We start from the raw sequence: 20,428 nt of genomic DNA on the forward strand, positions 1-20,428 counted from the left end.
TATTTAGTCTGGTGAAGGTGGGTCAATAACTATATTATCCATATTAGCTGTTGTAGGAGGGTGGGCAACCAATTCTTTTTCATTTAGCTTTTTTTCTTCAGGCATGCTTGTGTGAGGTTGTTCAGAGTCGTTGTTATCGGCTTCTTTAGCAGTAGTTTCTTCATTTGTTTTAGGTTTCTCTATACCATAATTAATAGGGGTGTATATAATTGAGGATTTTGAGTTTTCAGTAGAGTTAATACTTGCTGTATTAATACTATCTCTAACCTGTTTTGATACTAAAATAATAGTTGCTAGAGCTATTATTAATATAATTGCTCTATTAATATAGTCAAATGTTTTGAGTTTCCCATATCTGGATTTTTTGTAATATAGAACATCAATTTTGTTGAGAATAGAAACAATTTTTTTTTCTGGGATTTCAAGATATTCACAGTATCTTCTAATTTGATTTTTAAATAGGCTTCCAGAGCTTTGTAGTAGATCATTATTATTAGCATTTTCTATATTATGAAGGGTTTCCTCAGATAAATTAATAGCATCTGAGATAGTTTTTAGTTCTAAGTTCTTTGACTCGCGAACATTTTTGATAAAATTTTGGAAATTATGCATAGCCTACCATTAATTATTAAATTTAATTATTGATAGGAATTATATAAGAAAAAGAAAGAAAATTAAATGTAGATATACAATGACAGATTGATCTATTTGGATTTATGCTTTTGTTCTAACATTTTTTCTAAAAAGTGAATATTTGTTCCACCTTTTATGAATTCTTCATTATTTAGAATTTCTTGATGAAGAGGTATGTTGGTTTTAATACCACTGATTACCATTTCTTCTAGAGCAGCACGCATTTTTTGAAGAGCTGATTCTCTATCATGGCCGCGTACGATAACCTTTGATATCATAGAATCATAATTAGGAGGAACTATATAGCCAGAGTAGATATGCGAATCAACACGAACTCTTGGACCAGCTGGTGGATGGTACATATCAATTTTTCCAGGAGATGGGATCATCTTTTCAGGATCTTCAGCATTAATTCTACATTCAATAGCATGACCAACTATTGTTAAGTCTTCTTGTTTCCAACTTAAACCTTCACCGTTAGCAACCCTTAACTGTTCTTTAATAAGATCTGTAGAAGTTATAGATTCTGTCACAGGGTGTTCTACTTGGATTCTTGTATTCATTTCAATAAAGTAGAACTCGCCATTTTCATATAAAAACTCAAATGTACCAGCGCCACGATATTTTAGTATTTTACAAGCATTTACGCACTGCTGACCAATAAGCTTTCTTTGCTTATCTGTAAGCCCAATTGCTGGAGCTTCTTCAATAACTTTTTGGTGTCTTCTTTGAGTTGAGCAATCTCTTTCAAAAAGGTATATTGCATCACCCTGACCATCTCCAAACACTTGAATTTCAATATGACGAGGGTTTTCGAGGAATTTTTCCATATAAACCATATCGTTATTAAAGGCTATTCTAGCTTCACTTTTTGTTAAAGAAATAGAACTAATTAAATCCTCTTTCTTTCTAACAATACTCATGCCACGGCCGCCACCACCGCCAGCAGCTTTTATAATTACTGGATAGCCAATTTTTTCAGCGATATCTAGATTTTTTTTATCATTGCTTCCTAGTGGCCCACCGGAACCAGGTACACAAGGTACACCGGCTTTTTGCATGTATTTAATAGCTTCAACTTTATCACCCATTACTTCTATGCTTTCTGCGCGTGGACCGATGAAAATAAAGCCACATTCTTCAACTGCTTTTGCAAATTGAGCATTTTCCGATAAAAAACCATAGCCAGGGTGTATAGCATCAGCATTAGTTATTTCTGCAGCAGTTATTATTGCTTGAATATTTAAGTAGCTAAGATTGGGGGCAGCAGGACCTATGCAAACAGCTTCATCAGCTAATTTAACATGTATAAGATCAGCGTCAGCTGTAGAGTATACTGCAACAGTCTGAACTCCTATTTCTCTGCAAGCTCTTAAAATCCTTAGGGCTATTTCACCTCTATTAGCAATTAACACTTTTTTAATCATTTTGTATTACCTTTAAAAGTTTATACTAGATTTACGAAGACTCTATTTGATTTATAAATTGATAAATGTATTATTCAACTATAAATAGAGGTTGGTCAAATTGAACTGGGTCGCCATCTTTAGCAAGGATTTTAATAATTTTTCCAGCTTTCTCAGCTTCAATTTTGTTCATAATTTTCATTGCTTCTATTATGCAAAGGACATCACCTTTTTTGACTTCTTGCCCTTCTTTGACATAAGCAGCAGCATCAGGTGATGGAGCACCATAAAAAGTTCCTACCATAGGAGATTTTACTTCTTCACCATTGATTTCTTCTTTTTCTTCTACCGGTGTAGATGAAATATTAGATGAGTCAGACATGCTAGCAGCTGGTGCTACACTATTAGCAATCGGTGCAGAAACAACATTTGCTACAGCTGTGTTATTTTTAGTCATAAAAATACATGAGCCGCCATCTTTAACTTTAATTTCCTTGATATCACTTGAGTTAAGAATCTCTGCCACTTTATCAATTGCTTTTAGTAAATCCATTATTGTTACTCTCCTTTCATATTTATGTAGTTTATTGCTTCTATTAAAGCTAGTTTATAACCATTTGGTCCAAACCCAAATATACATCCATAGGCTATATCTGATAGAAGCGACTTAGTTCTAAATTCTTCCCTATTATATATATTAGATAGATGTATTTCAATAAAAGGCTTATTTATAGCTAAAAAAGCATCTCTTATCGCAATACTTGTATGCGTGTAAGCAGCAGGATTTATAATAATAAATTTTGCCTTAGTTTGTTGGATTTTATCAATGATTTCTCCCTCATGATTGCTCTGGAAAAATCCTATTTTTACTTTATATTCATCGGCCATGCTTGATAAATCATCATTAATATTAGATAGTGATTTGTTTCCGTATGTTTCAGGCTCTCTTAACCCAAGTAAATTAAGATTTGGCCCATTAATTACTAAAATATCCATATTTTATATGTCCTTGTAGCTTTTTAAAGCTTTTATAGAAATTTTCTTATTTGTTTCAATATTATAGCAACTTAATTTACCTCCAAAGACACAACCTGTATCTAGAGCAATAATATTATTATCTTTTGTTTCTCCCTTGATAGCTGCCCAGTGACCAAATATTATTTTATATTTGTTTTTTAATTTTTTATGTTTGAGTTTAAACCAAGGTTTGAAATTATCAGGGACTTGTTCAACTGTAGAGCTAAAACTTAAATTAAGGCACCCTGATTTATCTATAGTACGCATTCTTGTGAAATAATTAAGTATACAAAGCCATCGTTTAGTACCTTCTAGCTCTTTATTCCATTTCTTTCCTACATTGTTAAAAAGATTTGCTAAAAGTAATTTACGTGTAGTTTCATTCTTTAAGACAAATTCAACTTCTCGGGCTCTTTTTATAGCTTTTTTAGGCGACCAAATATGAGGTATTCCTGCATGAGTTATATATATATTATCAATATTTATTAGAAGGGATTGGTTGGATAACCAGTTTTGAATATCTTTGAGGTTAGGAGCATCAAGGATATCGTCGAAAGTATTTTTATTGCTTGAGTGTAAATAGCCATAACTAATAGCTAAAAAAAGTATTTCATGATTACCTAATACTATTTTAGCGCTATCACCAAGGGAGATTATAAAATTTATAGTTTTAAGGGATTTAGGCCCTTTGTTGATGATATCGCCAGCAAAAATAAGTTTATCTTTTTGTAAATCAAAATTTATTTTATTTAATAATAGTTGTAGTTCATCGTAGCAGCCTTGTACGTCACCAATAACATATGTAGCCATCTCTTGTTGTACCTTAACTTAAAAAGTTAGCTAAACTTACAAAGTCCTCTACAGTTAAATTTTCTGCTCTAAGTTTTGTATCAATAGGCAGAGAGTATGGATCAATGTTAAGCTTTTTTATTATATCCTTTAAATTATTATGCAAGGTTTTTCTACGTTGCGCAAAGCTTTGTTTTACTATTTGTTCAAAAAAAGTGTAATTCTTTAGAGCTAGCTTTTTATTTTTTGGTATTAATCGAAGTATTGCAGAGTCAACTTTAGGTTGTGGATGAAATACTTCAGGAGGTATTTTTAAAATCATATTACAGTCGAAATGGTACTGTAAGATAACTGATAATCTACCATAAGTTTTGCTGTTGGGTTGCGAAACTATTCGCTCGACTACTTCTTTTTGTAGCATGAAGTGAGCATCTGTTATCTTGTCGCTTATATCTATAACTTTAAATAGAATCGGGGAAGAGATATTATATGGTAGGTTACCAATTAATTTTATTTTTTGTGTAGCAATATGGGCTATATCAAATTTTAAGAAATCTTCATTATATATTGTTGCTGAGCCATATTGTTTACAGTTATCTATAAGCGAATCAATAATACTTGAATCAAATTCAACAACACTAACATTATCACAACTAGAGAGTAAATGTCTAGTCAAAGCACCTAGTCCTGGACCTATTTCAAGGGTAATATCATTTTTTTTAATATTGGCTAGTTGCACTATTTTTCTAATTATATTTTCATCTTGGAGAAAGTTTTGCCCCAAGGATTTTTTTGCTTTCGTTTTATATTGCATTTTAGTATAGCTCTGGTGTCTTTAAGTCATCTTCTAATATTTCGATATAAGCATCATCTTTCATTGAAGTTAACCATGTTTTATAAACTTCTTGTGCTTTTTCTGAGAATATGGCTTCAAGAGCCTTTTGTTCTTTTAGCTCTTCTGTAGCATTATGCTCTTTGGTTTTAGTATATTTTATAATCATCCATGTTTTTGCATCTGCTTGAAAAGGTTCTGATAGTTGATTTTCTTTAAGCTGCTCAAGTTGAGAGAAAGCTGCTTGTGGTAAAGAAGGTGGACTATCTAGTTTCGAAACCCATTTGAAATCCCCATCTGCATGATCGTAATCTTGATTATATTTTTCAGCTACTTTTTTGAAGTTTTGACCACTTTCAAGGGCTAGTCTTGCTCGGCTTAGAGAATTTTTGGCTCCTTCATCCGTCATGCTGTTATCTAGTCTGATCTCAATTGCATAGACGTGGTATTTTATTATTTTTTTACTTAGTAAAGGTGCTTTCTCATCTAGATTATCAATATATATCATCTGGAGGGTGTGATTGATGATGAAAGGTTTTGATACTTGATGATTTTTTAGTCCTTTGACATATTTTTTATATATACCTGGGATAGAGCTAAATTTCACTTCTTGACTAAGTTCTCCTCCAGAATAAGCATTTGGTGCTTGAGAAAATTGTTTAGCAACCTCAGAAAAGTCAATAAGACCTTTGTTAATAGCTATAGATAATTTCTCAAATTGTTTAATTTTTTTTTCTTGAGATTTTTTAGAGTCAGGTAGGGAAACTATAAGATTTTTAAGTGTATATAATTTGATTGGAGCCATCTCTTTGTCAAACTGTAGCTTATGTTTTTGTATATACTTTTGTATTTCCTCAGGAGATACATAAACTTGCTGAGAGATTGCTTGTTGTTGTAGTTGGTTTACCATCAGTTGATCATGAATGCGTTTTTTATAGCTATCAAAGGACATGCCAGCAGCTTCAATATTCAGTTTTAAAGATTCAACAGAAACTCTATTTTTTGCAGCAATATCTTTTATTGCTGCATCAAGCTGAGAGTCAGATATAGTTATATTATTTTGTTCTGCAAGTTGGATCAGTACATTTTGGGCTATAAGATTTTGTAATGCTTGTCTTTTTAGTTTGATAGTATCAGTATTGAAATTTTCGTTTGGCTGCATTGCCTCGAGTTTTGCTACCTCTTGGTCCAGCTCAAAAGATGTGATTGGTTGGCTATTTACTATAGCAACAGTTTTATTAACTAACTGCTTGTTTTTTGAAGGAGTTGAGGGAGGTATGTTTGGTGTATCATCAAAGTCAGAGTTAAAGGAATTCTGAAATAAGCTTGAAGAAATATCAGCATATCCGTAGTTTAAAAATAGTAAGATAGATAAACAGGTAAGTATCTTTTTCATTTATATTCCTTCTCCCCATTCTCCAACTTTGTAGCCATTGATTTGTTGTAAGCGAGAAGATAAATTACTAGTATCACCTACACCACCTAGGCCTTTCAGTTCAAATTCTAACATATAGGTACTATTTAAGTCCCCAAGTTGTGTTGGGTTGTTAGGGTCTTCATTTGTGTATGCGCTAGCCTGCCATAAAGCTCTAATAGCCCAAGATTTAGCATTATATTGGAATCCTGCAAAAACGTTAGAGGTTAGCTTTTGATTGAAATTATAGTTCCATAATGCAGTAACACCCCAATGATCAGTGATGTTTAACAGAGTTGATAATGTAACAGTTTCTTGTGAAGGCGGTGATTCACCTTGGTTTATTTGTTCTTGCGTAATAGAATTCCAGTTATCAGCAATATCATTATAAGAAATATTGAAAATATTTTCGTTACTATCTTTGTATGATAGTTGGTAAACTTGATAGTCAACTTTGCTAGTTTGGAGCCTATAGTTAATCTGAGCAGATAGGTAGATATTTTTGATTACCTGAAACTCAAAAGAAGATTGGACAGGTGAAAATGTGTCTTTAGAATATTTATCCATCATGCCAGGGTAAGGACAAGTTGAGTTACCTTGGCATAGATTAACTTTTCTATCGTCAAAGTACATCATCTGCCCAATTTTTGCAGATGCTATAGTACTACCATCGTCCTGATTGGTCGTGGCAGCTTCTAAAGCATAAGTTAACTGATTGGCATTGTTAATCCTATCATATCCTGTAAACCTATTAACTTGAAACATCTGTAAGTATTGCTCATTTTGCAGGTTTGTATCAAAAATAGGGATATCTGTTTGATTTTGATAAGGAATATATGTGTAGAATAGTCGAGGTTTTAAAGTTTGTGTATATGCCCCATCTTCGGTTGTATAGTCTCTATCAAAATATGCTGCTGCATCAATATTAAATATAGGTAATACGCTTGTAACACTACTTTTATTAAATTGAATCGTATCACTAGGTTTATTATTAAGTTGATAGTAACGAATAGGAACTTCAAGTGATGGGTTGAAATATCCCCAGCTATTAGAGAAATCCCCTTTTATTTTAGGTGATTCATATCCTCTAAATCCACTGACATTGGTACCTCTAGCGGCACTTTCCGCAGGATTTATTTCCCAAGAAGACTTATAGAAATAAGTATTTAAAGTATCGGCACTTATCGTTACATAATCAGGAGTATATCCCTCTGATGTCACGTTGAATTTTATTTCAGGAAGTTTAGCATAAGGGATGTTAGCTAGATCTATATCTGGATTTACTACACCATAGTCTAAAACAGTAATGCCTGAATTAATATAATCATTGCTATAAGTTATATCAAATTCTCTATCTAATAATGTTTTTGTTACTAGATTAATATTACCAGCTGAAAAATCGTTGTAGTAGTCTTGGTCGCTAACGTATTCGTATTTTAAGTTAGTGTTTATACCTTTGTAACTACCGGTGTTTGAAAATGTAAATGCACCTCGCATTTTACCTGCCTTAAAGTCATAAGGTACAATTGAGCCTTCAAACTGGCCCTGGAAGTACTTGGTAAGATAACGGAATGTTCCCTCTTCCATAAAGCCTCTTTCAGACCATAACACAGTATTTAAAAGAAGGTCATAATTCGGAGCTAAGTTGAAGTAATAAGGTATTGATACACCATACCCTGAGTTTGAGTTTTGCACGAAACCAGGAAATAAGAAGCCAGATTTTCTTTTGTCACTAATAGGGTGTGAAAAATATGGTAAATACATAACAGGAATATCTTGTATCTTGAAAAAACCGTCTTTTACATAAGCCATTTCATTTTCCGTATCGATATCGATATTATCTCCAGATATTTTCCAAGCATTATCATATGGATCACCAGATGTAATATAACCATCTGTTAGCATCAAATCACCAGAAGGTTCTTTTTTGAAAGTTTTTGCATAACCACGTAGATAGCCACTGAAATTATCTTTATCATAAATTCTTGTATCAGGCTCTTCTCGTACCATTCTAAAATATGCCTCACCAGTACTATATGTTTTATCATCCATATTAGCATCTAACTCTTTAGTTCTTAGGACAATACCTGTAGATGGCTGCTTAGCAACAACATCTCCAGTCATAACTAAAGATCTAATAGCACTATTACTGTCAGCTAGGTTAACTATAGCATTGTTTCCATAGATTTCTTGATCACATTGTAAAACCTGCACATTACCAGAAGCTATTAAAGTTCCATCAGAATCATACTCGGCATTTTCATAACTAAGATCTGTTTTTTTAGATTTACACAATGCTTTAGTAAATTGATTATCATTATTATAGTATCCACCAACAAAGGTAGAGTTCTTTTCAACCCAGCCAAGGTCATCAGCAAGAGCTTTTTCTCTTTCAGGCTTTTTTAGCTCTTTATCAAAGACATTTTTTGGTTTTTGTGATCTTTTGCAGCTCCATTGCCCATCTACAATCTTACAGCTCCAGTCTTCTTTAATTGGGTTTTTATTCATTATACGCGCAGCATGAGCTTGTACTGTAAGTAATACAGTACCAAAGCAAACTAGCAGATATTTACGAATCCCCTTTAACATATTTGACCTAGTGAGCCTTAAACTTATTGAGTTTTTAAAAATAACCATGATATTATATCTACATTTGCTGTGTATTTCCATTTTTAAATTTAAACACTATATAAACAGGTATCGGAATATTTAATGAATATAGAAAACTATTTATCTAAAGTGCTTGCAAAAGCTTTTCATAGACTAGGATATGCAGAAAGTTTTGCAAAAGTTGTTACTTCAACTCGTGAAGGAGTAGGGCATTTTCAATGTAATGGAGCTATGCCTTTGGCTAAGTTCGCTAAAAAACCTCCTTTTATTATTGCAGAAGAGATTATTGATAATATTGAAGAAAAAAATATATTTTCAAAACTAGAAGTTGCAAGGCCAGGTTTTATCAACATGACACTTGCAGAAGATTATTTAGCAAAGCTTGCAGATGAGTTTTTGAATTTAGAAAGATTTGGTTGTGATAATAGAGAAAAATCTAAAAAAGTGATTTTAGATTTTGGCGGCCCTAATGTTGCAAAACCTATGCATGTGGGCCATATTAGATCAGCATTACTTGGAGATGCTTTACAAAGGATTCATCGTTTTTATATAGATGAGGTTATTTCAGATGTGCATCTTGGTGATTGGGGTACTCAAATGGGGATGCTAATTGAGGAAATTAAATTATCTTCACCAGATTTGGTATATTTTGATGAAAAATATTCAGGTGAATATCCTCAGCAGTCACCAGTTACAGTTAATGAACTGGCAGAGATTTATCCTAGGGCTTCTAAGAGATGTAAATCTGATATGGTTGAAATGGAAAATGCACGTCAAGCTACTTTTGAACTTCAACAAGGCCGTAGAGGTTATGTGGCTTTATGGCAACATTTTGTAAGAATATCTATCGAGGCTATTAAACGAGATTTTGGTAGTTTAGGGGTCAAGTTCGATTTGTGGTTAGGTGAAAGTGACGCAAATAAATTTGTAGATGAAATGCTAGCTTATTTTAAAGTTGAGAATTTTGTTTATGAAGATGAAGGAGCTTGGGTTATAGATACAAATAAAGAGGGTATACCACCACTTATTGTTGTGAAAAGAGATGGTGGTGTGATGTATGGGACAACTGATTTAGCAACTTTATGGCAACGTAATAAAGACTTTGACCCTGATGAAATCATATATGTCGTTGATAAGAGACAATCACTACATTTTAAACAAGTATTTAGTGTCGCTGAGAAAACTAAAGTTATTAGTAATAAATGTAGGCTTAAGCACGTTGCTTTTGGTACTGTTAATGGTAAGGATGGCCGTCCTTTTAAGACTCGTGAAGGTGGTGTTATGCACCTTTCTGATCTAATTTCACAAGCAAAAGCATGTATTAGAGAAAGAATGCCAGATGAGAGTAATGAAGAAGTTATTAATCAAATAGCGATGGCAACTATTAAGTTTGGGGACCTTATAAATAATTATTCAAACGACTATATATTTGATATAGAAAAATTTTCTCAATATGAAGGTAAAACAGGACCTTATCTTTTATACACTGCTGTTAGGGCTAAATCAATTTTAAGAAAAATATTTGGTGAAACTTATTCAATCGAAACATTAATAAAAGATTATAGAATTGTTGCAGCTATTAATGAGCATGAAGAGAGATTACAGTTGCAACTTATACAATTTCCATTAGCTATATCTAGAGCGTATGAAAATTCTCAACCACATCATATCTGTGAATATGCATATTCATTAGCCAACAGTTTTAATAAATTTTATGTAAATTGTCCAGCAACTAATTTAGATGATTTAAACATCCAAAAAGCTAGGATTGCACTATGCCTTGCTACAGTTAAGGCAATGACAATAGCATCTGATTTATTAGGAATATCAATTCCGGAAAGAATGTAAAATATAAATATTTCTTATATGGATATTTATTGCTAGATCCAATTGTAGCAAAAGCTTTATATTAAAATAGTATATTACATTGGTTTGGATGCTTAACTTTTAGCTTTTTATTTCAGCTAATATTCGATGATAGTTCTTGAAGCGAGTTGGATTGATATTACCATCTTTTAGTTGTTTTACTATATGACAGCCTTTTGAACCTTCTTCATGAGAACAGTTTCTAAATTGGCACATTCCTTTATATTTTTTAAAATCTATAAAACCATCAAAAAGTTGTTCTCTTGAAATATCCCAAAGTCCAAATTCTCTGATTCCTGGAGAATCAATAATATTAGTATCATTATTAATCTCATACAGAGTTGAGCAGGTTGTAGTATGTCGCCCTTTTTTTGTTGAATTTGAAACAGCAGTAGTTTCAGTGATTTTTTTCCCTAAAATAGTATTTAGTGTTTCAGATTTCCCTACACCAGATTGACCTAGAAAGATAGAAGTTTGATTTTTTAATGCATCAATTAGTTTATCAATCCCAATATTATTTTTTGCTGAAATATAAAAAATCTGATAGCCAATATTTTTATACACATTAGCAAGTTTTTGGATGTCTATTTTATCTTTGTCAGACTGATCATCTATTTTATTTATGACAATGATTGGGTTAATATAACTATTATGAAGAGCAGCTAAATATCTGTCTATATAATGCTCAACGGGCGCTGGAGAGTGAGTTATTATAATCACAGCATTATCAATATTAGCTGCAATGTTTTTATTTTTACGTTGATATTGGTTGGGTCTAGAGATTAGATTCTTCCTATCTAATAGCTGAGTGATCACATAAGTTGAGTTAGTATATTCGAGAACAACATTATCACCAACAGTCAATACACCTTTTAGATGACTACGTTGAAGGGCGGTAATTTTATCGCCATTGGTAAGCTTTATTGATATGTTGCCGCCGAAGTTTGTTATGACTTTACCTTGAAATTGTTGCACAATAATTTTTAGAAATTTTTCTATTTAAATTATTATAGTCTTTAATAATCTCTTTTGCTAAATAAAAGTTTGAAACCTACATAAATGATAATGTGACTGTGATAAAAAAATAATGTTAATGCTATTAGGGTCGATAAAATATTTTAATATTGAATTAATATCTCACTCTGTTAGTATGGAGACTCAGTGCTATTAAAATTTTCATTTTAAAAAGGAGATATGGATGAAAAAAACAAAAATTATTGCTTTGATGGTTTTAGCAAGTTTAGGAGTTTCAACTATAGCCTATGCAGCAGATTCAGATACAAAACTAAATGATAAAGACAAACTATCAGCGGAAGGTTATTGGGTTCAGTTTGATGAGGATGAAGATCAAGGGCGTGGTATGCCTAATGGTATTATTCATACTTATTTTGCTGAAAATGATAATTATGGAAAAAAGGGCACATTACAGATGCAGATTGTTGTTCCATTGATGGATGTAAATGCTGCAGGTGAACCAGCCAAACCTAAGCCAATTTGTAATGATTGTTCTGATGGCACTTATAATGGATTTAGCTATAAAGGAAAGAATGCTGATTTGCAAGGATTAGTATTTGCAGGTAATATGCAAAAAGAGGATGGTTCTGGCAATCCACCAGCTCAAGGCCCTATTTATAAGGATGGTGGTGTATTAAATCCTAATGATGGTAAAATTTATGCATCTGAGGCACAGGTCAGAGATGGTGGAGATACAATGTATGCAAAAGCTGCATATATTGTATGGGGTAAAGAGCTAGGTGGTAAAGTTGCTCACTGGAAAAGAATTACTAAAGATGACTATGAAAAGGTTAAGAAAGATTGTGGTACAACACCCGCAGGCGCTTACATAAATGGAGATGAAAAAATCACGGCTACTTGTACTAATTATAATGTGAGTCAATTTGGGATTAAAAGTCCTGTTTAATTAATTTGTATAATTGCAAATTTTCTTTATACTTTAATTTAAAGTAATTTTTAAAATTTCTCTAAAATGATAAGTAGAATCGTACTTTTATTTTTTGGTATTTGTTTGATATTTTTTGGTTATGCTAATGCAGATAGGCTCTCTGCTCAAGGATATTGGCTTCAAAAAGATAGTGCTACAAATACTAATGTATCAGTAGTTCATGCTTATGAAAATGATGAAGGTAACTTGAACGCTGAGATTTTTGTTCCACTATCTAATGCTGATAATGGTATGGTTCATGCTCCAATCATATACTGTAAAAATTGTGGTAAAGGAGATGCTTATGGTAATAAATATGATTATTCAAGTGGTCATGATAAGTATCAAGGTTTAGAGTTTGTGTGGAATGCAAAAAAAGTACAGTCTAGTGGTTTTAAAGATAATGGACCTATATATAATGATGGTGCTGTATTAAACCCCCATGATGGTAAATATTATCATGTTAAAGCACGAACCATAAATAATGGTAAAAAAGTCTATGTGAGGGCTTTTTGGAGCTTTTTAGGTAAGGATGAATATTGGGAAAGAATAACAAAAAAGAAGCTGTTAGAATAAGGAAACTTTGTGGCTTAACTAAGGATGATATTTATCCTTATGAAAATAAAGATGCTAAAGTTATAAATCAGAAACTCTTTAAAGAGTGCTCAACTAGAGATTTTATAAAAGATCCACTATAGATATATGCAATTAAAAATACAAGATTATCGTCAAATAAAATTATTACCTGAAAGCTTAGCCAATCAAATAGCAGCTGGAGAGGTTATCGAGAGACCGTCATCAGTAGTTAAAGAATTAGTTGAAAATGCTATAGATGCAAAAGCATCTCATATAACTATTGAGATCCAAGAGGGTGGAAAATCTTTTATTAGAGTTAGAGATGATGGTAAGGGGATTACACAGCAAGATTTAGTATTAGCACTAACTCCTCATGCAACAAGTAAAGTTTATACTCTTGATGAATTAGAGTCAGTTGCTAGTATGGGGTTTCGAGGAGAAGCATTAGCAAGTATTTCTTCTATATCAAAACTTAAAATTATTTCTAAATATCAGAGTGTAGATGATGCGTGGCAAATTAATAACCAAGCTAAAGAAGTAATGCCTGCTGCACATATTACTGGTACAACTATTGAAGTTAGCGAGTTATTTTTTAACACTCCAGCACGACGAAAATTTCTTAAAAAAGACAATACAGAATTTTTACATATTGCTGATTTACTTAAGAAATATATGCTGTGCTATTTTGGTATAGCTTTTAAATTTATACATAATGGTAAAGAAATTAAGGACTTACTTTCAGCTAATGATGCTCAACTTAAATATAATCGTGTACTAGAATTATATAGTCGAGATTTTATTGAAAATGCTATTTATATTGACAAGGAAGTTGGCGATGCACATTTGTGGGGTTGGGTTGCTAGCCCTAGGTTTAACCGAGCAAGACCGGATATGCAAAGTTTTTATATAAATGGTCGTATTATCAAGGATAAAATTGTTACACATGCGATAAAAAATGCTTATAAAGATGTGATGTATGGTAATCGCTATGCTGCATTTTTACTTTATCTTGATATGGACTATCGTGAGGTAGATGTAAATGTTCACCCTGCTAAAAGTGAGGTGCGTTTTAGAAACCAAAAATTTATCTATGATTTTTTGTTCGGTACAGTAAATAAAGCAATTACTACTAGCGCAGATCTTAATGTAGACACTGTTGAAAGTACGGAAAACATTAAGCAAAAAGAATATAATGTAAATAATCCTCTTAATATAGGAAATATGAATTTAGATATTTCTATAAATAAGAATAAAGAAGATGATTTAAAACCTGACTTAATTGAAAAATATTTAAATAGTGAAACCAGTTACCAAAAAAATGAGCCATCTACTTCACAATCACTAAAACTTAATGGTTTAGGTCAGGCAATTTGTCAAATCCATGGTATATATATTCTTTCTCAGATTGAAGAGGGGATTGTGCTTGTAGATATGCATGCAGCACATGAGAGGATACTTTATGAAGAGATGAAAAAAACTTGGCATGCAGATGCTGATAAATTTAAGCAAAATTTATTAATACCAATAACTTGCCAACTTTCTAGTAGTATGGTTGCTATTGTAGATGATAATATTCAAATTTTTGAAAGGCTAGGGTTTGAAATATCTATAGTTGCTGATGATGCGATACTTGTGCGAGCAACACCTATTTATGTAAAGAATAAAGATGTTCAAAGTTTAATATCAAATATTGCTATAGAACTAACATCCTCAGGCAAAACAAAAAGTGTAGAGTTTTATCTTAATCACATCCTTGCCACAGTATCTTGCCATGCTGCAGTTAGAGCTAACAATAAATTAAGCATACCAGAGATGAATCATTTACTACGTCAAATGGAAACGGTTGAAAATTCTGGTCAATGTAATCATGGACGCCCAACCTGGGTGAAATTAGGTTTTACACAGTTGGATAGTTTTTTCCTACGTGGTCGTTAATTTATTTGTTAATTTTTATAATTACTGATTGGTTTATGGTCTTGTAGGTAAGTCCAGAAATGTTTTTTGAACTGGTGAAAATAAAGCTTAATAGGTAACTTAAAATAATGTTTGAGAGTACACCTATTAAGCCATAGTACATAAAATAAATATTGCTTTGTTTAACAAAATAAAGTACTACCACGCTAATTAATGTTGCAATAAAGACTGCATTACCACTAGCTCTCTTTGATATTATGCCAATAATAAATGCTCCAGCAATAGGCCCTCCAAATAACCCAAGAATTGATTGGAAAAATATTTGAAGATGAGTTTGGTCTGTTATAGTCATATATAATGCTATTGCAGTACTTATAATTCCAGCCATTATAATTACAAACCTTGCTATTAAAACAGAACCTTTTTCAGTAGCGTTTTTGAAAAAGCGCTTTCTAATATCGGTTACAAAGCATGCAGAAATACTATTTAGGCTGCTCGATATGGTTGATTGAGCTGCTGCAAGGATTGCAGCTATTATAAAGCCAGCTATCCCGGCAGGCATTTGTGTAACAATAAAGTAAGGAACAATTGAATCGATATTAAAGCCGAGTGGTAAATTATTAGGGTGTTGCTGATAATAAATGAATAGTAATGTACCCATACCAAAGAAGATAAATATTACCATAAAAGCAAGCTTAGCATTTAGATAAATAGCTTTATTTGTTGATTTAATATCCTTAGTAGTATTATAGCGTTGCACCACATCTTGACTACCAATATATTGATATAAGCTATTAAAGATGCCACCGATAAAAATGCCAATAACTGTAGCATGAAAAAAACTAAATCCAAAATTACTAGCTGTTAAAAATTTACCTTGATGGACAACAGCATTATATATTGCATCTTCAGGATGAATTATTTTAAAAAATAGAAAAGCAATAATAAGTAATGCTCCACCAAGTAAAAGTATGCCTTGGATAACATCTGACCAGATAACACCTTCGATTCCACCTAAAAAAGTGTAGATCACACATAAAGCTCCAATAATAATCGTAAGGAAAATAGGATTAATATCTATTACTGATTCAAGAGCAAGAGCCGGTAAATAAATAACAATAGCTACTCTAAAAATATGAAAGCTCATGAAAACAATACTACCAAGTAGACGCATTTTTGTATTAAAACGATATTCAAGATACTCATAAGCACTTGTTACCTTAAGTTTTCTAAAAAATGGTACGGCAAAAATTACTACTAATGGGGCAATAGCAACGATAGCTAAATTATTAAATGAAATTGCCCAGTTTTGGCGATAGGCCAAAGCTGGTATTGACATAAATGTAATAGCACTTAGCGTGGTTGCGAAGATACTGATTCCAACAGCCCAGCTAGGAATATGACCATTAGCTTTAAAAAAAGCATCAGTGTTTTTACCACTACGTTTAGAAAAATAAATTCCGATGGCTAACGTTGCTAGTAAGTATATGCTTAATACACTGTAGTTAATAACACCTAACTCAATTTTCATAGTTATAGTTAATCCGATAGTTATTTGACAATAATGTTATAATATTTAGAAAAAATGTCATCATATAGCCAAGATTTCAGAGATATCGTAATAACTAAATATAAAGAAGGCCTAACAGACAAAGAGCTAAGTAATTTTTTTAATATAGATATCCGTACTACTAGATCTTGGATAAACTTATACGAGACAACTGGTGATTATAAATCTAAGCAAGGCTTGGGTTGCGGTAGAGTAGCAACCTTTACAGATAAGGAAGCGATAGAAAGCTACTTAAGAACATATCCAGATGCAATGGCTTTAGATATTAGAGAAGCATTAGCTCCTGAAATACCTAGAAGCACATTTTATGATTGTCTTACCAGACTTGGTTTTAGTTTTAAAAAAAGACACCTAAATATAAGCAAAGAAAAGAACAAGATAGGCAAAGTTTTATAGAGGTTGTTGAGACTATTGAACCTAACAAACTTGTATATTTAGATGAAATGGGTATGGATAATAAACAGTCTGTACTAAGAGGATGGTCTCTTGTTGGTAAACCTAGCTATGGTGAAGTTATTGCTTATCAAACTCAGAGAAAAAGTATAGTTGCTGGTTATAACTATTTAGAAAAGAAGATTATAGCACCGCTAGAGTATACTGGATATACAGATACTCAAATTTTTAATCAGTGGTTTGAAGAGCATTTATGTCCTGAGTTAATTCCAAAGACTACTGTTGTTATGGATAATGCTAGTTTTCATAAGTCTCCTAAATTGGCTAAAATAGCAGAGAAGTTTGATATACAGATACTATACCTTCCTGCTTATTCTCCTGATTTAAATCCTATAGAAAAAATTTGGGCCAATTTTAAAAGAATTTTAAGAAAAGTAAATAATTCTTTTGATAATTTATCTGATGCTATTACTCACGTCTTTAGCACAATATTATCAGATTAACTATATCCTTGATTTAAGCTAATTTATTTAAAAGTATTTTTTATTAAGAGTTTTTAACTCTGTTATTCTGTTGCAACTTAATGATTTAAAAGGTTTTTTACATATACCAGCATTAACACCTTGAATAACTAACATCTCTTTTAAAAGAGTTGAAATAATATCATTACACTGATGTTGAAGATCTCTAGCTTGTATCAGATTTCCCTTGTGTACTTGCTCAAAAATTGATTTTGCACGTTGTGAATTAATATTATATGTACTGCCTATAGCTCCATTAACCCCAAGAGATACTGCAGGTAGCAATAATTCATCGAATCCAGCGTAGATGATTTTGTCTGGGAATCGGTGACGAATCCTTTCTAGTAAGAATAAATCTGCAGCGGTAAACTTTACTCCTATTACTTGCTTGATATCAAAAAGTTCAGCAAATTGTTCTAGATTCATATCAACGCCTGTTAGCATTGGTATGGTGTAAATAATCAGTTTATTATTAATATTGTTGGCAATTGTTTGGTAATAATCTTTGATCTCTCCAAAGTCAAACTTATAGTAAAAGGGCGTTACTGCGGATATGGCATTATAACCTAGATCTGTCGCATATTTACCAAGTTTAATAACTTCTTGAAGATTAGAAGAGCCTATTTGTGCAATAAGCATTGTTTGATTTTTTGCCTCATCCTTAGCTATTTGGAAAATTTTTCTCTTATCGCTAGTATTAAGCATAAAATTTTCACCAGTACTACCTCCAACATACAAGCCATCAACTTTTTGTGTATCAATATTAAAACGAATAATCTCTCTTAAACCTTTTTCATCAATATTACCATTTTCATCAAAAGCAACCATTAGTGCTGAGAAGATTCCATTCATTATATAATTCCCCTTAAATAAGTTGTTTAGAATATAAATGTTTAGTTAAAAATTAGTTTAGATTCTGTCTGAATATGATTTCTGGTTTTACAAATAGTTTTTCATTATTAAAATCCTCGGTATTATATAGTGATGAAAATATTTGTTTTGTTGCTAAATAGCTCTGCTGAGCATGATTTTCCTTAACTGTTGCAATTATTTCATTGTTTGAAATTAAGTTATGTATACTTGAGCTCATACCATTACTTATAGCGTATAGTTTAATATTTGGTTTTTTTATTTTAATTTGTGTCAGAATTTCAGCTAGATAACGGCTGCTATATACTGCTTTGACATCTGTAGTTAAGTATTTAGAAATTATTGTGTCAATCTTAGCTAAAATATTATCAAAATAAATTGGACCTACAGTAGAAAGGTTCTGTGATTTTGCTTCATCAATAAAACCATTTATATATTGTTTTGAAGATATTTTGTCGCTTTGAGTATCAAGAATTAAAATTTTTTCATTTTTGCGTAGCATAGATGAGAGGATGTTTGCAGAGATTTTTCCTGATTGAGTATAATTACTACCAATATGACTAATATTTTTATTAATATTTATATCAAGACTAATAAATTTAATTTGTTGATTTCTACTAATAATTTCCTGAATTTGCTCTTTAAGCTGAGGAATAATTATAATTCCGTTTGGTTTTTCATTTTTGATAACTTTGTTAAGTTTAAGTAATTGCGACTCTGGATGATTTATTGATGTTTCAATAGTGTTAATCTCTAGGTTATAGTTTTTTAGTTCATCCTTAGCTTTTTCTATCCCTCTACGTATTTCTAAACTGTAATTTTCATTAATTGATTTAACAATAAAAATGTAAACTTTTTTTGGAGTTTTTGTTGCAAGAGAACTGCTAATAATATTTTTGCGATAACCAAGAGTTTTGCTTAAATTTAGAACTTTTTCTTTAGTTTTAGGGTGAATATTTGCATTTCCTGCTAAGGCTCGAGATACAGTTGTTCGAGATATATTAAGTTTTTTAGCAATTTGTTGTTGTGTGATCATAGTATTTAAAAATGTTCTCGAGTACATTTAAATTATGATAATAAATGCATGAAATCAATAGATTTCATGGCACTGAAAATTAAATATTTGATAGTTCTTATTAAAAAAATGGCATATATAGTTAATCTGATAATATTGTGCTAAAGACGTGAGTAATAGCATCAGATAAATTATCAAAAGAATTATTTACTTTTCTTAAAATTCTTTTAAAATTGGCCCAAATTTTTTCTATAGGATTTAAATCAGGAGAATAAGCAGGAAGGTATAGTATCTGTATATCAAACTTCTCTGCTATTTTAGCCAATTTAGGAGACTTATGAAAACTAGCATTATCCATAACAACAGTAGTCTTTGGAATTAACTCAGGACATAAATGCTCTTCAAACCACTGATTAAAAATTTGAGTATCTGTATATCCAGTATACTCTAGCGGTGCTATAATCTTCTTTTCTAAATAGTTATAACCAGCAACTATACTTTTTCTCTGAGTTTGATAAGCAATAACTTCACCATAGCTAGGTTTACCAACAAGAGACCATCCTCTTAGTACAGACTGTTTATTATCCATACCCATTTCATCTAAATATACAAGTTTGTTAGGTTCAATAGTCTCAACAACCTCTATAAAACTTTGCCTATCTTGTTCTTTTCTTTGCTTATATTTAGGTGTCTTTTTTTAAAACTAAAACCAAGTCTGGTAAGACAATCATAAAATGTGCTTCTAGGTATTTCAGGAGCTAATGCTTCTCTAATATCTAAAGCCATTGCATCTGGATATGTTCTTAAGTAGCTTTCTATCGCTTCCTTATCTGTAAAGGTTGCTACTCTACCGCAACCCAAGCCTTGCTTAGATTTATAATCACCAGTTGTCTCGTATAAGTTTATCCAAGATCTAGTAGTACGGATATCTATATTAAAAAAATTACTTAGCTCTTTGTCTGTTAGGCCTTCTTTATATTTAGTTATTACGATATCTCTGAAATCTTGGCTATATGATGACATTTTTTCTAAATATTATAACATTATTGTCAAATAACTA

General features: G+C 31.7%; 17 protein-coding genes and 1 pseudogene. 5 read left to right on the forward strand and 13 right to left on the reverse strand.

The features are described from left to right. Positions 1-3: 3 nt before the first annotated feature. The 8 genes from ACR0PV_RS02770 to ACR0PV_RS02805 all read right to left on the reverse strand — a co-directional run bounded on the left by ACR0PV_RS02770 (position 4) and on the right by ACR0PV_RS02805 (position 8,680). Positions 4-612: a helix-turn-helix domain-containing protein gene (locus ACR0PV_RS02770; RefSeq protein WP_488173487.1), complete on the reverse strand. Its 609-nt coding sequence runs from the start codon at positions 610-612 to the stop codon at positions 4-6. Between the two features lie 92 nt (positions 613-704). Further along, positions 705-2,060 carry an acetyl-CoA carboxylase biotin carboxylase subunit gene (gene accC / locus ACR0PV_RS02775; RefSeq protein ID WP_488173488.1) on the reverse strand — a complete coding sequence of 452 codons (1,356 nt, stop codon included), beginning with the start codon at positions 2,058-2,060 and terminating at the stop codon, positions 705-707. 70 nt (positions 2,061-2,130) lie between these two features. Beyond that, positions 2,131-2,592, reverse strand: a complete 462-nt coding sequence (gene accB / locus ACR0PV_RS02780; protein WP_488173489.1) for an acetyl-CoA carboxylase biotin carboxyl carrier protein — start codon at positions 2,590-2,592, stop codon at positions 2,131-2,133. 5 nt (positions 2,593-2,597) lie between these two features. Next, positions 2,598-3,035 (reverse strand): type II 3-dehydroquinate dehydratase, encoded by a 438-nt coding sequence (gene aroQ / locus ACR0PV_RS02785; protein WP_488173490.1) that lies wholly within the window; start codon positions 3,033-3,035, stop codon positions 2,598-2,600. A 3-nt stretch (positions 3,036-3,038) separates the two neighbouring features. Then, positions 3,039-3,866 (reverse strand): symmetrical bis(5'-nucleosyl)-tetraphosphatase, encoded by an 828-nt coding sequence (locus tag ACR0PV_RS02790; protein WP_488173491.1) that lies wholly within the window; start codon positions 3,864-3,866, stop codon positions 3,039-3,041. Positions 3,867-3,879: 13 nt separating this feature from the next. Continuing rightward, a complete protein-coding gene (gene rsmA / locus ACR0PV_RS02795) occupies positions 3,880-4,659 on the reverse strand; it encodes a 16S rRNA (adenine(1518)-N(6)/adenine(1519)-N(6))-dimethyltransferase RsmA (protein ID WP_488173492.1) in 780 nt (259 codons plus the stop codon). 1 nt (position 4,660) lies between these two features. After that, a complete protein-coding gene (locus tag ACR0PV_RS02800) occupies positions 4,661-6,073 on the reverse strand; it encodes a SurA N-terminal domain-containing protein (RefSeq protein WP_488173493.1) in 1,413 nt (470 codons plus the stop codon). Continuing rightward, positions 6,074-8,680: an LPS-assembly protein LptD gene (locus ACR0PV_RS02805; protein ID WP_488173943.1), complete on the reverse strand. Its 2,607-nt coding sequence runs from the start codon at positions 8,678-8,680 to the stop codon at positions 6,074-6,076. It lies immediately after the preceding gene. A gap of 123 nt (positions 8,681-8,803) precedes the next feature. On the opposite strand from ACR0PV_RS02805, the gene argS reads away from it, so the two are divergent. Continuing rightward, on the forward strand, positions 8,804-10,549 hold the full coding sequence (argS, locus tag ACR0PV_RS02810; RefSeq protein ID WP_488173494.1) for an arginine--tRNA ligase: 1,746 nt from the start codon (positions 8,804-8,806) through the stop codon (positions 10,547-10,549). 99 nt (positions 10,550-10,648) lie between these two features. Here the strand turns inward: argS and rsgA are convergent, their stop codons facing one another. Further along, entirely contained in the window at positions 10,649-11,542 is an 894-nt protein-coding gene (rsgA, locus tag ACR0PV_RS02815; RefSeq protein ID WP_488173495.1) for a ribosome small subunit-dependent GTPase A, read from the reverse strand. Between the two features lie 223 nt (positions 11,543-11,765). Between rsgA and ACR0PV_RS02820 the strand changes: the two genes are divergently transcribed. The 3 genes and pseudogenes from ACR0PV_RS02820 to mutL all read left to right on the forward strand — a co-directional run bounded on the left by ACR0PV_RS02820 (position 11,766) and on the right by mutL (position 15,020). After that, complete coding sequence (locus ACR0PV_RS02820; RefSeq protein ID WP_488173496.1) at positions 11,766-12,488, forward strand: DUF2147 domain-containing protein; 723 nt, start codon at positions 11,766-11,768, stop codon at positions 12,486-12,488. A 66-nt stretch (positions 12,489-12,554) separates the two neighbouring features. Then, positions 12,555-13,207 (forward strand): annotated as a pseudogene (locus ACR0PV_RS02825) (DUF2147 domain-containing protein). A 4-nt stretch (positions 13,208-13,211) separates the two neighbouring features. Then, positions 13,212-15,020 carry a DNA mismatch repair endonuclease MutL gene (gene mutL / locus ACR0PV_RS02830; protein WP_488173497.1) on the forward strand — a complete coding sequence of 603 codons (1,809 nt, stop codon included), beginning with the start codon at positions 13,212-13,214 and terminating at the stop codon, positions 15,018-15,020. Position 15,021: 1 nt separating this feature from the next. Here the strand turns inward: mutL and ACR0PV_RS02835 are convergent, their stop codons facing one another. Beyond that, complete coding sequence (locus ACR0PV_RS02835) at positions 15,022-16,530, reverse strand: sodium:solute symporter family protein (RefSeq protein WP_488173498.1); 1,509 nt, start codon at positions 16,528-16,530, stop codon at positions 15,022-15,024. Positions 16,531-16,584: 54 nt separating this feature from the next. On the opposite strand from ACR0PV_RS02835, the gene ACR0PV_RS02840 reads away from it, so the two are divergent. Further along, positions 16,585-17,465, forward strand: a protein-coding gene (locus ACR0PV_RS02840) for an IS630 family transposase (RefSeq protein WP_488172194.1) whose coding sequence is annotated in 2 segments (ribosomal slippage) — positions 16,585-16,909 and positions 16,909-17,465 — 882 coding nt in all. Because the reading frame shifts where the segments join, the coding sequence is not laid out codon by codon here. A gap of 27 nt (positions 17,466-17,492) precedes the next feature. On the opposite strand, the gene ACR0PV_RS02845 is transcribed toward ACR0PV_RS02840, so the two are convergent. The 3 genes from ACR0PV_RS02845 to ACR0PV_RS02855 form a co-directional block, all read right to left on the reverse strand. Beyond that, the gene (locus ACR0PV_RS02845; RefSeq protein ID WP_488173499.1) at positions 17,493-18,335 is read right to left on the reverse strand and encodes an N-acetylneuraminate lyase; all 843 of its coding nucleotides are present in this window, start codon (positions 18,333-18,335) and stop codon (positions 17,493-17,495) included. A gap of 52 nt (positions 18,336-18,387) precedes the next feature. After that, a complete protein-coding gene (locus tag ACR0PV_RS02850) occupies positions 18,388-19,389 on the reverse strand; it encodes a substrate-binding domain-containing protein (RefSeq protein WP_488173500.1) in 1,002 nt (333 codons plus the stop codon). Between the two features lie 121 nt (positions 19,390-19,510). Continuing rightward, a protein-coding gene (locus ACR0PV_RS02855) for an IS630 family transposase (protein ID WP_488172194.1) occupies positions 19,511-20,391 on the reverse strand; the annotation gives its coding sequence in 2 pieces (ribosomal slippage) (positions 19,511-20,067 and positions 20,067-20,391; 882 coding nt in all). Between the last annotated feature and the right edge of the window lie 37 nt (positions 20,392-20,428).

It is taken from the genome of Francisella sp. AG1, assembly GCF_057683165.1.